Source organism: Rhodococcus sp. 14-1411-2a (genome assembly GCF_002259485.1).
In the GTDB taxonomy this organism is placed as follows: Bacteria; Actinomycetota; Actinomycetes; order Mycobacteriales; family Mycobacteriaceae; genus Rhodococcoides.
Window position 1 is genome coordinate 1 of record NZ_NPGA01000008.1, and the last position, 13,476, is coordinate 13,476.

The following is a 13,476-nucleotide window of genomic DNA, read 5'->3' on the forward strand; positions in this document are numbered from 1 at the left end:
GCGCAACGACTTCACCGCACGCGGTGAGAACAAGCGCGAAGAACTCGCCGCATTCCTCGAAGACCTCGAGCGGCAGGCCACCAAGTTCGAGGAGATGCGCGATCGGTCCCTCGCCCGCGAACGCGCGAAGGCCGAAGCACGCGCGTCGTAAGCTCAGATCGGCTGGTGTGCCCGGTACCGACTTCGGTGCCGGGCACCACTGTTTTCCGGGATCTGTCTTCCGACCGCTGTCCCCGGCCCACCGATGTCACCATGATCACGTTCCCTCCGTTCCAAAGGCTTCCCTCATGACACTGCAGATCGGCTCGCTGGAGTTGCGCAGCCCCGTCGTCCTCGCACCGATGGCCGGCGTCACCAATGTGGCGTTCCGCACCCTGTGCCGGGAGCAGGAGCTGGAGCGGGCCGGCAGTACCTCGGGTCTGTACGTCTGCGAGATGGTCACAGCGCGAGCGCTCGTCGAACGGCAGCCGGCCACTATGCACATGACGACGTTCGGCCCGACCGAAACTCCACGGTCGCTGCAGCTCTACACCGTCGATCCGGACACCACGTACGCCGCCGCGAAAATGATCGTCGACGACGATCTGGCTGACCACATAGACATGAACTTCGGCTGCCCGGTTCCGAAAGTCACCCGAAAAGGCGGCGGTGCCGCACTGCCCTACAAGCGAAACCTGTTCGGCCGCATAGTCGCGGCTGCCGTCAAGGCCACCGAGGGCACCGACATTCCCGTCACCGTCAAGTTCCGCGTCGGCATCGACGAGAACCACCACACTCATCTCGATGCAGGACGAATCGCCGCAGGCGAGGGCGCAGCGGCGGTGGCCCTGCACGCCCGAACCGCCTCGCAGCGTTACTCCGGAACCGCCGACTGGAACGAGATCGCTCGACTCAAGGAACATGTCTCCGGCATCCCGGTCCTGGGCAACGGCGACATCTTCTCCGCGTCCGACGCGGTCCGCATGATGGCGGAGACGGGCTGCGACGGCGTCGTCGTCGGGCGTGGTTGCCTCGGTAGGCCCTGGCTGTTCGCCGAACTCAGCGCCCGCCTCAACGGTCGACCCGAACCAACTCCACCCACCCTCGGCGAGGTGGCCACCATCATCGCTCGGCATGCCGAGTTGCTCGCCGAGCATCACGGCGAGAAGAAGGGCCTGCGAGAGCTGCGCAAGCACGTCTCCTGGTACCTGCGCGGATTCCCGGCCGGATCCGACCTTCGAGTCTCGATGGCATTGGTCTCGACCTTGACCGAGCTGGACGACCTTCTGGCGCAACTCGATCCGACCGTTCCGTTTCCCAAGGACGCCGAGGGCCCCCGTGGTCGACAGGGCTCACCCGGCGCGGTGTCGCTGCCCGACGGTTGGCTCGACGATCCCGAGGACGTCTGCGTGCCCGCCGGTGCCGACCTGATGCACTCCGGCGGCTGATTTGCAGCTGACCAGCCGCCGACCTCGCACGAGTGGACCATGCCGCTCGAGTCAGTACTATGGCTGGGATCGCCGAGCAGGCGGCGTGTGCGTGTGATGGAAGGCCAGGTTCGAATTCGTGGGAGACGATCGAGAGTCGGGCCCGTCTGTGCCCGAGGGTCGCGCCCCATGGGAGCGACCGCTGTCCTCAATCAGACAAACCGGCTCAATCGGACGGTCGGGGCAGCGCCCACCTCATTCCGAGCAGCCTGCAACACCGGACGAGGAGCAACCGCCGCAGCCCGGGGACAGTGGCAGGCTCGGCAAACGATCGCCGCGTAACGCCGACACCGTCTCGGTCGCCGAGTTGGTGGACAAGATGTCCCGCTCGGGATCGACGCGGCGGGTGCCGGACGACCGTCCCGAGGTCGAAGAGCCGACCGAGGTCATCGCCCCCATCACCGATTCCACTCCCCCGCCTGCCCGAGCAGTACCGCCGACTCCGCCGCCGCACGCGGCACCGGAACCGGTGGGTGCGCCCGCAACGGATCGCCCGGCTCTGACACGGTTGGCAATGAGCCGGGTGCGTCGACGCCGTCGGGTGCGGATGATCGGCCGAAGCCTGGTCTCTCTCGTCGCGATCCTGGCGGTGGCCCTGACCGGAGTGGTGTGGGGATATCTCCGCAACACCGATCAGGGATTTCTCCAGGTCGCCGCACTCGATCCCGATTCGACCGACGTCGTCGACGCCGAAGGCCAATACGGCGACGAGACGTACCTGATCGTGGGCACCGACACCCGCACCGGGGCCAGCGGCGAGGTGGGTGCCGGCACCGTCGCCGACGCCGAGGGAGCCCGTTCGGACACGGTCATGCTCGTCAACATCCCGGCCGACCGCAGCCGCGTCGTCGCCGTCTCGTTTCCCCGTGATCTCGATGTGACGCGGCCGGAATGCGAGCAGTTCGACAACGACACCAATACCTACACCGGAGAGATGTTCCCCGAGGCATACGGCGACAAGCTCAACGCCACCTATGCTCTCGGCGGCCCCAAGTGTCTGGTCAAGACCATCCAGAAGATCTCCGGCCTGCGTATCGGACACTTCGTCGGGATGGACTTCGCCGGATTCGAGTCCATGGTCGACGAGGTCGGTGGCGTCGAGGTCTGCACCGCGCAGCCGCTGATCGACTACGAACTGGGTGACGTCCTCCCCAACGTCGGAACACAGCGCATCGACGGCCGCACCGCACTGAACTACGTTCGAGCGCGCAACGTCGAGTCCGAGGGCAACGGCGACTACGGCCGCATCAAGCGACAGCAGCGTTTCCTGTCGTCGCTTCTGAGGTCCGCGCTCTCGAACAACGTGCTGCTCGATCCCGGCAAGCTCAACGGATTCGTCAACGCGTTCACCTCGGACACCTTCGTGGAGAACGTCAAGACTCAGGACCTGGTGACGCTGGGGCGCTCGCTGCAGAACGTGGACGCCGGTGCGGTGACCTTCCTGACCATTCCCACCACCGGCACCAACGACTACGGCAACGAGATCCCCAACGACGACGCGATCGGTGCGATCTTCCAGGCCATCATCGACGACGCTCCGTTGCCCGGTGAGGAACGCGCGGAGCCGGTGACACCCGAAGAGCCCGCACCTGCCGCCGTACCCGACGCGCCGCTGTTGGCCGTCGATCCGGCAACCGTCTCCCTGCAGGTGTCCAACGCATCCGACATCGCCGGGATGGCTCAGACGGCATCCGACGAACTCGCGGTCTACGGATTCCAGATCCTGACGGTCGGCAACTTCTCGGGCACCGCGGCCCAGACCGTGGTGCGCTACTCCCAGGATCAGGAGGCGGCTGCGGCGACCGTCGCGTCGGCGATACCCGGCGCGGCCATCGAGCTGGCACCGAGCCTGAACAACGTCGTCGAGGTGGTGCTCGGCTCGAACTATCCCGGATACACCCAGTTCCCGACGGCATTCGGCACCCAAATCGATCCCACTCAGGTCGAGGGCACCACCCAGAGTGCGCCCCTTCCGGAGGATCTCTCGTACACCAACGCCGCTGACGACACGTGCGCCTGAGTTCATTCATGCTCCGTTAACCCTCGGGACAGGGAACTGGTCGGTGTGACCCACTAAACTTCGCTCATGCGCGTCGCCTACAACGAACAGATGAACGAGCTTGCTGATCTCCTCGGAGAGATGGCGAGCCTGGCTGGTGCGGCCATGGAAAAGGCCACGCAGTCCCTCCTTCAAGCAGACCTGGTACTCGCCGAGCAGGTCATTTCCGAACACGACAGGATCACCGAGCTCAGTGCGGTGTGCGAGGAGAAGGCCTTCACCCTTCTCGCCCTGCAGGCTCCGGTCGCAGGCGACCTCCGTTCGGTGGTGGCCGGCATCCAGATCGTCGCCGACATCGATCGCATGGGCGCACTCGCACTGCACGTCGCCAAGATCACTCGTCGCAGGCACCCGAACCATGCTCTCCCCGAGGTCGTCAACGGGTACTTCGCCGAGATGGGTCGCCTCGCCGTTCAGATCGGCGCGTCGGCCCGTGAGGTCCTCGAGACCCGCGATCCCGAGCGCGCTGCGAAGCTGCAGGAGGAGGACGAGGCGATGGACGATCTGCACCGTCACCTCTTCACGGTGCTGATGGACCGCGAGTGGAGCCACGGCGTCGCTGCTGCGGTGGACGTGACTCTGCTCGGACGCTTCTACGAGCGCTTCGCCGATCACGCTGTCGAGGTCGGCCGTCGAGTGATCTTCCTGGTGACCGGTGAGCTACCCGTCGACCTGAGCCACAACAACATCCCCACTTCGTAGTACCCACCCTCGCCGAGACCGAGTGGCGCTGCGCTGCAGCGCTACTCGGCTTTCTCGTCGGAACAACGAGCGCAGACACGCACGAAAGAACCCCCGCCGAGCTTTCGCTCGACGGGGGTTCTCGCGTTCGTGTGTGGTTATCCGAAGCGGCCGGAGATGTAGTCCTCGGTGGCCTTCTGCGTCGGATTGGAGAAGATCTTCTCGGTGTCGTCGATCTCGATGAGCTTGCCGGGCTTGCCGGTCGCCTCGAGGTTGAAGAAGCCGGTCTGATCGCTCACCCGTGCGGCCTGCTGCATGTTGTGCGTGACGATCACGATCGTGAAGTCCTGCTTGAGTTCCTGGATCAGATCCTCGATGGCGAGAGTGGAGATGGGGTCGAGAGCCGAGCAGGGCTCGTCCATCAGCAGAACGTCGGGCGAGACGGCGATCGCACGAGCGATGCACAGACGCTGCTGCTGTCCGCCGGAGAGGCCGCCTCCGGGCTTGTCGAGGCGGTCCTTGACCTCGTTCCAGAGGTTGGCACCCTTGAGCGAGCGCTCGGCGATCTCGTCGAGTTCCTTCTTGCCGCGGCCGCCCTGCAACTTCAGGCCGGCGACGACGTTGTCGCGGATCGACATCGTCGGGAAGGGGTTGGGGCGCTGGAAGACCATGCCGATGGTGCGGCGCACACCCACCGGGTCGACGCCACTGCCGTAGATGTCCTCGCCGTCGAGCAGCACGGAACCTTCGACGCGTGCACCGGGGGTCACCTCGTGCATGCGGTTGAGCGAACGCAGGACGGTCGACTTACCGCAGCCGGACGGTCCGATGAACGCGGTGACGCTGCGCGGCGGTACGGCCAGAGTGACGTCGGAGACGGCATGGAACTTGCCGTAGTAGATGTTGACGTCCTTGAGATCGAGACGCTTTGCCATGTTCTTCGTTCCTTAGGATTCGCTGGAGTCGGGTGGGTCAGAAGTTCTTGGGCGAGAAGAACTTCGAGACCAACTTCGCGCCGATGTTGAGTATTGCGACGATCAGGATCAGCGTCAGGGCTGCTCCCCACATGCGCTCAGCGGTGAGCACGCCGGTTCCTGCTTTCTGCAGGTCGACCATCATGAGCGGCAGAGACGTCTGCGGCCCCTCGAAAATGTTGAAGTTGATGGCGGTGGCAGATCCCACCAGGATCAGCACGGGTGCCGTCTCACCCATCACGCGGGCCAGGGCGAGCATGATGCCGGTGACGATGCCGGACAGTGCCGTGGGGATGACGATCTTGGCGATTGTCTTCCACTTCGGCACGCCGAGCGCGTAGGAAGCCTCGCGCAGATCCTGAGGAACGATGCGCAGCATTTCCTCGGCCGAGCGCACGATCACGGGGATCATCAGCAGCACGAGGGCGAATGCGACCGCCACACCGGATCGCTGGAATCCGAAGGTGGCGATCCACAGCGCGTAGATGAACAGGGCCGCGACGATGGACGGCACACCGGTGAGGATGTCGACCATGAAGGTGGTGACTCGGGCCAGGCGCGTGCCCACGCCGTACTCGACGAGGTAGATGGCGACGAAGATGCCGATCGGGATGGAGATGACGGCGCAGAACAGTCCTTGCAGGAGCGTTCCGACGATGGCGTGGTACGCACCGCCACCTGCGATGAACTGGGTGACGCCGGCCTGCGAGTTCTGCCACCAGGTGGGCGACACGACTGCGGACAGTCCGCGGGAGATCACCGTGTAGAGCACCCAGATCAACGGAACGAGAGCCACCAGCACCGAGAGGCTGACGAGGATCGTCGCCGACAGGTTGGACGCCTTACGCCGAGCGCTGACGCCCTGGAAGGTGGGTTCCTTTACGGGCTTGTCCATGGTTGCGGTCATGGGTCAGTCCTTCTTTCCGGCGATGGCGGCGCGAGCACCGGCGTTGACGACGAAGGTCAGGACGAAGAGCACCAGACCCGCGGCGATGTAGGCACCGGCTTGGAGCGGGTTGTTGAACTCGCCCGCGGCCAGCGCGATCTTCGTGGCGAAGGTGGAACCGCCGTCGAACAACGTTCCGCCGAAGGTCGACTGGGTACTGCGAATGATGATGTAGAGCGCGATGGTCTCACCGAGAGCGCGGCCGAGGCCGAGCATGGAGCCGCTGACGTAACCGGACTTTCCGAACGGAATGACCGTGGTGCGCACGACCTCCCAGCGAGTGGCCCCGAGCGCGAGAGCGGCTTCGATCTGCCCCTTCGGCGTCTGCATGAACACCTCGCGGGTCACGGCAGCGATGATCGGCAGGATCATAACGGCGAGCACGATGCCGCCGGTGAAGATGGTGCCGCCGCCGGCGATGGAGACCGACCCGGTACCGAAGAGCGGGAACCAACCCAGGTTGGTGTTGAGCCACTCGGCGAACGGGCTGATCACCGGCGCGAGGACGTACAGGCCCCAGAGACCGAAGACGATCGACGGGACTGCGGCCAGCAGGTCGATGACGTAACCGAGCGGTCCCGCCACTCGCTTGGGCGCGTAGTTCGTCAGATAGATGGCGATGCCGAGGGCGACAGGCATCGCGAGGACCAGCGCGAACAGGGACACCGTGACGGTGACCAGGAACAGATCGAGAACACCGAACACCATGGCCGAGGTGTTGGTCGTGTCCCAGGCACCGTTGTAGGTCAGGAAGTTGACCGTGTTGTTCGACAGTGAGGGGATCGCGCGCCAGATCAGGAAGATGCCGACAGCGGCGATCAGGGCGATGATGAAGATACCCGAGCCCGTGGCGAGGCCGGAGAAGATCCTGTCACCGGGGCGGGTGACGGTCCCCGATTTCTTCTTGTCTGACAATTGTGGTTCTTCCGGTTTGTGCGCGGCACCCGCGGAGGGCACAGAAGCCGCGGAGGGGACGCCGGTCATCGAGTGGGTGTCGCTCATACCGCTCACTGTCTCGTGTGGAGGTCGAGGACGGTCCTGCTTCGACTCGCGTTGCCGCGAGCCGAAGCAGGATTACGTCTCATTTAATCAGGCGATTGCTTCGATGGCGGTGATCAGACGCTCCTTGAAGCGGTCCGGCAGCGGCACGTAGCCGGCTTCCTCGAGGCCCTGCTGGCCCTCGTTCGCGGCGCTGAGCAGGAACGACTTGACTGCTGCCGAGGTGTCGGCGTCGTAGCCCGCCGAGCAGACGATCTCGTAGGTGGCGAGCACCAACGGGTAGCTGTCGGCCTCGTTGCTGGCGTACAGCGTGTCGAGGTCGAGCACCAGGTCGTTGCCTTCACCGGAGAAGGTCACGGCGTCGATGGCGGCGGCAGCACTCTCGGTGCTCAGCTCGACCGGGCCATTGCCGAAGTCGATGTTCGCGGCGCTGAGGCCTTCCTGCTCGACGAAGCCGAACTCGACGTACGTGATCGAGCCGGGAGTCCCGGACACGGCCTGGGCGACGCCCGAGGAGCCGTTGGCACCTTCGCCGACGCCGCCGGCCCAGTCGGAGCTGTGATCGAGGGTCCATGCCTCCGGGGCAGCGTCGGACAGGAAGCGCTGGAAGTTGTCGCTGGTGCCCGAGGAATCGGAGCGGTAGACCGGGGTGACCGGGGTGGACGGCAGGTCGACGCCTTCGTTGAGGGCGGCGATCGCGGGATCGTTCCAGGTGGTGATCTGGCCGGTGAACATCCGTGCGGTGACATCGGGTGTGAGCACCAGGCTGTCGACGCCGTCGAGGTTGTAGGCCACTGCGACGGGCCCGAAGACCAGCGGCAGGTTCCATGCCGGGTTGCTGTCGCAGCGGGTGGCCGCCTCGGCTGCCTGCTCGTCCTTGATCGCGGAGTCGGAGCCGGCGAAGTCGACCAGACCGGCGACGAACTGCGTACGACCGTTGCCCGAGCCACTGGTGGTGTACTCGACGGACTTGCCCGAGCAGACGCTCGAGTAGACCGAGGTGAAGTTGGACATCGCGTTCTGCTGAGCAGACGATCCTTCGCCTGTGAGCGGAGACTTGCCCTCGCACGAGGCGGAAGAATCGTCCGCGCCGACGGTTTCGACGTTCGCGTCGCTACCGCATGCGGTCAGCAACATGGCGCTGATGGCCACTGCACTCATGAGAGCACCGTTGCGCTTGAGGTTCACCTGTTTCCTCCGAGGAATCTTGGGCCGTGTCCACGGCTCGGACCTGATCGGCCGCGCTGTGACTGTGTGGGTGCCGGCTCGAAAGAAACCTCGCACCAGGCGGCGTAGGTTGCCGCCCATGGAGAAAGGTAGGGGCAGGTGGTAGACGTTTACCCCCGCGTGGGTGAACGGGAGATGAACACCGCAGTCTGAAATGTCCGTTCAGACGCTGCGAGCGTATGCGGCATCCACGTGGTAGTTCTCGAAGCCCAGCTTGCTGTAGGTGTGCACGGCAGCGGTGTTGTCGGCCTCGACGTACAGCATGATCTGGCCGAGTTCTCTGCTATGCAGATAGTGCAGGCCGGCCAGCGTGAGCACTCGACCGAGACCACGACCCTGCGACTGCGGATCGATACCGACCACATAGACCTCACCGATGGCCGGTTCCACACCCTCGGCCGGGTGGACCTTCGTCCAGTGGAAGCCGAGGAGGCGGTCGCTGCCCTCCTCGAAGGCCAGGAAGAGGCCCGCCGGATCGAACCACGATTCGTCGCGGCGCGAGGCGATGTCGCGATCGGTCCAGCCACCCTGTTCGGGGTGCCAGGAGAAGGCCGCATTGTTGACCCGCAGCAGCTCGGCATCGTCCTGATGCCCACGATACGTTCGAAGTGAAATACCTTCCGGCACAACTACATCCGGAAGATCGGGATGCGCGGACGCGCGACGCATCTGCAGCAGCTCGCGAACCACCTGCAACCCGAGCCGCGCCGCGACCGACTGCGCCGCCGGCAGGTTGCCGTGCGCCCAGATACGGGTACCAGAGCCGATTTCGAGTGCGCGAGAAACCAATTCGCGTCCCACTCCGTGACCGCGGAACGGAGGATCGACGACGGCCTCGGCCATCCCGTCGGCGATTCCGACGTAGCCGACGACACGATCACCTTCGGTGGAGACCAGACGAACGACGTCGTCACCTCGGTCGACAGCCTTCACGGCCTGCTCGGACAAAGGCGCAGTGCCGTCGACTTCCGTTGCACGGGAGAGGATCTGATGAATCTCGTAGGAAACGCGCGAAGACGGTGCGTCGCCGTCGATGGGGTGGACGTCGAACGCAGAATCCGAATTCATCTACGAGAGAGTACTCTCTTGCTCGAACTCGAAATCCGCATCGTCGGAATCCCCGCCGGCAGCGTCCGAGACCACCGGTCCGCCCTTTGCGTTGCGCGCGGGTCGAACCGCCTTGTATCCCACGTTGCGCACCGTTCCGATGAGCGACTCGTACTCGGTACCGAGCTTGGCGCGCAGGCGTCGAACATGGACGTCGACGGTGCGCGTGCCACCGAAGAAGTCGTAGCCCCACACCTCCTGCAGGAGCTGGGCGCGAGTGAAGACCCGACCCGCATGCTGAGCCAGGTACTTCAGCAGCTCGAATTCCTTGTATGTGAGGTCGAGCGGACGACCTCGCAGCCGCGCGGTGTAAGTACCTTCGTCGATGACCAGTTCGCCGAGCGTGATCTTGCCCGAGGTCTCCGGGCTGGCAACCCCTCCACTACGGCCGACCAGCAACCGCAGCCGAGCGTCGAGCTCTGCGGGGCCGGTACCGGGGAGCAGAATGTCGTCGAGACCCCAGTCGGAATTCACCGCGACGAGCCCACCCTCGGTGAGCACCGCGACGACGGGGATGGCCGATCCGGTACTTCCCAACAGGCGACACAGACCACGAGCGGCGGCCAGGTCCGTACGAGCGTCGACCAGTGCGATGTCCGCCGAGCCGGCTTCGAGCAGCGAGGACACCTCGGTGGGTACCGGGCGTACGTGATGCGCCAGGAGAGCGAGGGACGGCAGAACGCCCTCCGGATTGGGATCGGAGGTCAGTAGTAGGAGCTCCACTGCGTCTCCATTCTTACTGCTGGCCGGTCCAGTCCAGGCTGGACTTGAGTGATCGTCAAGGACACAGACTAGCTTGTCCGTACAACCGGCCGAAGAGGGCAGTGCGCGATTCGTCGGTCACAATGGACCCGTGCGCACACTTCTCATCGGACTCGCCAGCCTGCTGGCCCTCACCCTCGTGGTGGATTTCGGCGCTGCGGCCTACTCGGAGTATCGAGTCTCCCGCGCGATCCGCGCCGGCGGTGAGCTCACCTCGGACCCTCAGGTGATCGTGCACGGTTTCCCGTTCCTCACCCAGGCCGCGGACGGGCGCTACCAGAACATCGAGATCCGCGCGCAGGACGTGCCGACCGAGTACGTCGGCTCGACGACGATCGAGGCCAATCTCCGCGGCGTGCACATCGAGTTGTCCGACTTGATCGACAACAACGTGCGGGCGATTCCCGTGGACGAGCTCGACGGCCGCGTACGGATCGAGGCCACGGACCTCGGCCGGTTCCTCGGCATCGTCGACCTGCAGGTTTCCGCGCCCCCGGCCGACAAGTCGGACGGCACCGGCGGCTCCGGCGGATCGGGCATGACCACTACCGGGGGCGTCGTGCTGACCGGAACGGTTCCGGTCGGCCCGCTCGAGACGACGGTGAGCGTGCAGGCCGACCTGTTGCTCGAAGGTGACGGCGTCGCCATCGTGGCGTCGGACTTCTATTTCGGCCCGGAGGGCCAGGCGGACTTCTCGATCCCCGATTTCGCCAAGCCCACGGTTCTCGGACTGTTCACCAAGACCATCGAGCGTCAGAGCCTGCCCTTCGGGCTCGTCCCGACCGACGTCTGTGCGGAGGGCTCGCAGATCGTCGTCGAAGGATCGGGCGAGAACGTGACCATCGACCTCAACGAAATCGAAAAGCCGTGACAGGGATCACAGTTCTCGTCGTCGTGGCGATCCTTGCCGTCGCTACCGGATTGTTCCTCCGCAGCCGATCGGGTGCCGTCCGGGCGGTGCGTGAGCCCGACACCGAGACCGACGAGCTGTACCCACTCCTGCTCGACGCGGGTGCCACGACCGACTCTGCGACCGTCCTGCACTTCTCGGCCGACTGGTGCGGACCGTGCGCAGCCGTGCGACGTGTCGTCCAGCAGGTGCTCGACGACCGGAGCGATGCCCGCGAACTCGAACTCGACATCGACGCTCATCCGATCCTCGCTCGCGAACTGGGCGTGCTGTCACTGCCCACCACTTTCGTACTCGACACCCGATTGCAACGGCGCTCCAGAATCGCGGGTGTGCCGTCCGCTGCGGCGCTGCGGTCCGCACTCGACGCTCTCTGACCACGCTTCTTCGGACCGGCGGTAGGACGCGCCGCTGGTAGCGGGTACGATGCTCTTCGTGTTCTCCTGCCGCGAGCTGATGCTCACCAGTCGTCGCACAGTCGATCTGTGCCGACTGGGCGGTTGTTGCTGTCGCTGCTGCTGATTTCCTTCTGCCGCCACGCCCATGCGTGATGACGGCTCGATGATCGAAATCCATGTCCGAGCACTGCCGATGCGGCGTGCCCCGACCTCGCACAGGAGTACTTCTCGATGTCGACACCCGACACCCGGACCACCACCCCCACTGCCACGATCGACCAGGTGGACGTTCGTGGTCCACGCTTCGCGGCGTGGATCACCACCGCCGTTCTGGTCGTCGTTCTCCTCCTGACCACGTTCTCGGTCCCCGCGGCGGCAATCCTGCTCGGGCTACAGGCGATCGTGTTCGGAATCGGAGCCGTCCGCGGACCCAAGCGCAGTCCGTACGGCACGATCTACGCGACATTCGTCGCACCGCGGCTCTCCCCCACCAGCGAACGAGAGCCGGTGGCACCGTTGAAGTTCGCTCAACTGGTGGGCTTCGTGTTCGCCGCCGTGGGAGTCCTCGGCTTCGCGATCGGCGCTCCCGTCGTCGGAACCGTGGCGGCAGGCTTCGCGTTGTTCGCGGCCTTCCTCAACGCCGCGTTCGCGGTCTGCCTCGGCTGCATGATCTACCCCCTCGCCTCGCGGCTGCGCACCACCTCGCACACCGCATCCTGAACAGGGTCGCTTGAGCAGGCTGCAGTCCTGTCTCGACCTTCACCGATCCATAGAGAAAGACCGAAAGGAACACCATGGCTCGCTCCGACGTCCTGGTCTCTGCCGACTGGGCCGAGCAGAACCTGAACGCACCGAAGACCGTCTTCGTCGAGGTCGACGAGGACGCAAGCGCCTACGACGGCGGACACATCGAAGGTGCGGTCAAGCTCGACTGGCGCAAGGACCTGCAGGACCCGGTTCGCCGCGACTTCCTCAATCAGGAACAGTTCTCGGACCTGCTGTCGGCCAAGGGCATCAGCAACGACGACACCATCGTGCTGTACGGCGGAAACAACAACTGGTTCGCCGCCTACGCCTACTGGTACTTCAAGCTGTACGGCCACAAGGACGTCAAGCTCATCGACGGTGGACGCAAGAAGTGGGAACTCGACGGCCGCGCGCTGTCCAAGGACGTCGTCAGCCGTGAGACCACGCAGTACCGCGCCGAGGCACCCGACCTGTCGATCCGCGCGTTCCGCGACGAGGTAATCGACGCCATCGGCAACAAGAACCTGATCGACGTGCGTTCGCCCGACGAGTTCTCGGGCAAGATCCTCGCCCCGGCTCACCTTCCGCAGGAGCAGGCGCAGCAGCGTGGCCACGTGCCGTCCGCGATCAACATCCCGTGGAGCACCACCGCCAACGAGGACGGCACGTTCAAGTCCGACGAAGCGCTCGAAGAGCTGTACAAGACCAAGGGCTACGACGACAGCAAGGCCACCATCGCCTACTGCCGCATCGGTGAGCGTTCGAGCCACACCTGGTTCGTCCTCAAGGAGCTCCTCGGCAAGGAAGACGTCAAGAACTACGACGGCAGCTGGGTCGAGTACGGCTCTCTCGTCGGAGCACCCATCGAGCTGGAGGTTCACTGATATGTGTGGAGCACCCGTACAAGGCCAGACCATCCCCGCAGGTGTCGACGTCGAGAAGGAAACGGTCATCACCGGCCGCGTCCTCGCCGGCGACGGTGAGCCCGTAGCAGGCGCATTCGTGCGGCTGCTCGACGGCAGCGGCGAATTCACCGCTGAGGTCGTCGCGTCGGGCACCGGAGACTTCCGGTTCTTCGCCGCTCCCGGACAGTGGACGCTGCGTGCCCTGTCGGCATCGGGCAACGGCGACACCGTGATCGCTCCCGAAGGCGCAGGCGTGCACTCGGCGAACGTCACCGTCGGAGTCTGATCCGACCCG

Annotated in this window: 14 protein-coding genes and 1 pseudogene; 9 read left to right on the forward strand and 6 right to left on the reverse strand. The window is 65.0% G+C overall.

What is annotated here, in order from left to right; all coding sequences use genetic code 11:
* The 4 genes and pseudogenes from CH291_RS27105 to phoU form a co-directional block, all read left to right on the forward strand.
* A pseudogene (locus tag CH291_RS27105) lies at positions 1–151 on the forward strand (acyl-ACP desaturase); the annotation flags it as partial.
* Positions 152–287: 136 nt separating this feature from the next.
* Positions 288–1,427, forward strand: coding sequence for a tRNA dihydrouridine synthase DusB (gene dusB / locus CH291_RS03930; RefSeq protein ID WP_068049864.1), 1,140 nt, complete (start codon positions 288–290; stop codon positions 1,425–1,427).
* 118 nt (positions 1,428–1,545) lie between these two features.
* Positions 1,546–3,486 carry an LCP family protein gene (locus tag CH291_RS03935; protein WP_094639311.1) on the forward strand — a complete coding sequence of 647 codons (1,941 nt, stop codon included), beginning with the start codon at positions 1,546–1,548 and terminating at the stop codon, positions 3,484–3,486.
* Between the two features lie 66 nt (positions 3,487–3,552).
* Entirely contained in the window at positions 3,553–4,227 is a 675-nt protein-coding gene (phoU, locus tag CH291_RS03940; protein ID WP_094639310.1) for a phosphate signaling complex protein PhoU, read from the forward strand.
* A gap of 137 nt (positions 4,228–4,364) precedes the next feature.
* On the opposite strand, the gene pstB is transcribed toward phoU, so the two are convergent.
* From pstB to CH291_RS03970, 6 genes are all read right to left on the reverse strand, one after another.
* Positions 4,365–5,141, reverse strand: a complete 777-nt coding sequence (pstB, locus tag CH291_RS03945) for a phosphate ABC transporter ATP-binding protein PstB (protein ID WP_032395896.1) — start codon at positions 5,139–5,141, stop codon at positions 4,365–4,367.
* A 37-nt stretch (positions 5,142–5,178) separates the two neighbouring features.
* Positions 5,179–6,087, reverse strand: coding sequence for a phosphate ABC transporter permease PstA (gene pstA, locus CH291_RS03950; protein WP_068049866.1), 909 nt, complete (start codon positions 6,085–6,087; stop codon positions 5,179–5,181).
* Positions 6,088–6,090: 3 nt separating this feature from the next.
* Positions 6,091–7,128: a phosphate ABC transporter permease subunit PstC gene (gene pstC / locus CH291_RS03955; RefSeq protein ID WP_094639308.1), complete on the reverse strand. Its 1,038-nt coding sequence runs from the start codon at positions 7,126–7,128 to the stop codon at positions 6,091–6,093.
* Positions 7,129–7,215: 87 nt separating this feature from the next.
* Positions 7,216–8,313, reverse strand: a complete 1,098-nt coding sequence (pstS, locus tag CH291_RS03960) for a phosphate ABC transporter substrate-binding protein PstS (RefSeq protein WP_094639307.1) — start codon at positions 8,311–8,313, stop codon at positions 7,216–7,218.
* A 201-nt stretch (positions 8,314–8,514) separates the two neighbouring features.
* On the reverse strand, positions 8,515–9,420 hold the full coding sequence (gene mshD / locus CH291_RS03965) for a mycothiol synthase (RefSeq protein ID WP_094686784.1): 906 nt from the start codon (positions 9,418–9,420) through the stop codon (positions 8,515–8,517).
* Positions 9,421–10,182 (reverse strand): winged helix-turn-helix transcriptional regulator, encoded by a 762-nt coding sequence (locus CH291_RS03970; RefSeq protein ID WP_068049874.1) that lies wholly within the window; start codon positions 10,180–10,182, stop codon positions 9,421–9,423. It lies immediately after the preceding gene.
* Positions 10,183–10,312: 130 nt separating this feature from the next.
* Between CH291_RS03970 and CH291_RS03975 the strand changes: the two genes are divergently transcribed.
* The 5 genes from CH291_RS03975 to CH291_RS03995 all read left to right on the forward strand — a co-directional run bounded on the left by CH291_RS03975 (position 10,313) and on the right by CH291_RS03995 (position 13,467).
* The gene (locus tag CH291_RS03975; RefSeq protein WP_094686863.1) at positions 10,313–11,092 is read left to right on the forward strand and encodes an LmeA family phospholipid-binding protein; all 780 of its coding nucleotides are present in this window, start codon (positions 10,313–10,315) and stop codon (positions 11,090–11,092) included.
* On the forward strand, positions 11,089–11,508 hold the full coding sequence (locus tag CH291_RS03980; protein ID WP_068049876.1) for a thioredoxin family protein: 420 nt from the start codon (positions 11,089–11,091) through the stop codon (positions 11,506–11,508). The genes CH291_RS03975 and CH291_RS03980 overlap by 4 nt, the downstream gene beginning before the upstream one ends.
* A gap of 252 nt (positions 11,509–11,760) precedes the next feature.
* The gene (locus CH291_RS03985) at positions 11,761–12,249 is read left to right on the forward strand and encodes a DUF4395 domain-containing protein (RefSeq protein WP_068049878.1); all 489 of its coding nucleotides are present in this window, start codon (positions 11,761–11,763) and stop codon (positions 12,247–12,249) included.
* A 74-nt stretch (positions 12,250–12,323) separates the two neighbouring features.
* Positions 12,324–13,160 carry a sulfurtransferase gene (locus tag CH291_RS03990; RefSeq protein ID WP_068049880.1) on the forward strand — a complete coding sequence of 279 codons (837 nt, stop codon included), beginning with the start codon at positions 12,324–12,326 and terminating at the stop codon, positions 13,158–13,160.
* Between the two features lies 1 nt (position 13,161).
* Positions 13,162–13,467 carry a DUF1416 domain-containing protein gene (locus CH291_RS03995; RefSeq protein ID WP_037194601.1) on the forward strand — a complete coding sequence of 102 codons (306 nt, stop codon included), beginning with the start codon at positions 13,162–13,164 and terminating at the stop codon, positions 13,465–13,467.
* Positions 13,468–13,476: the final 9 nt, after the last annotated feature.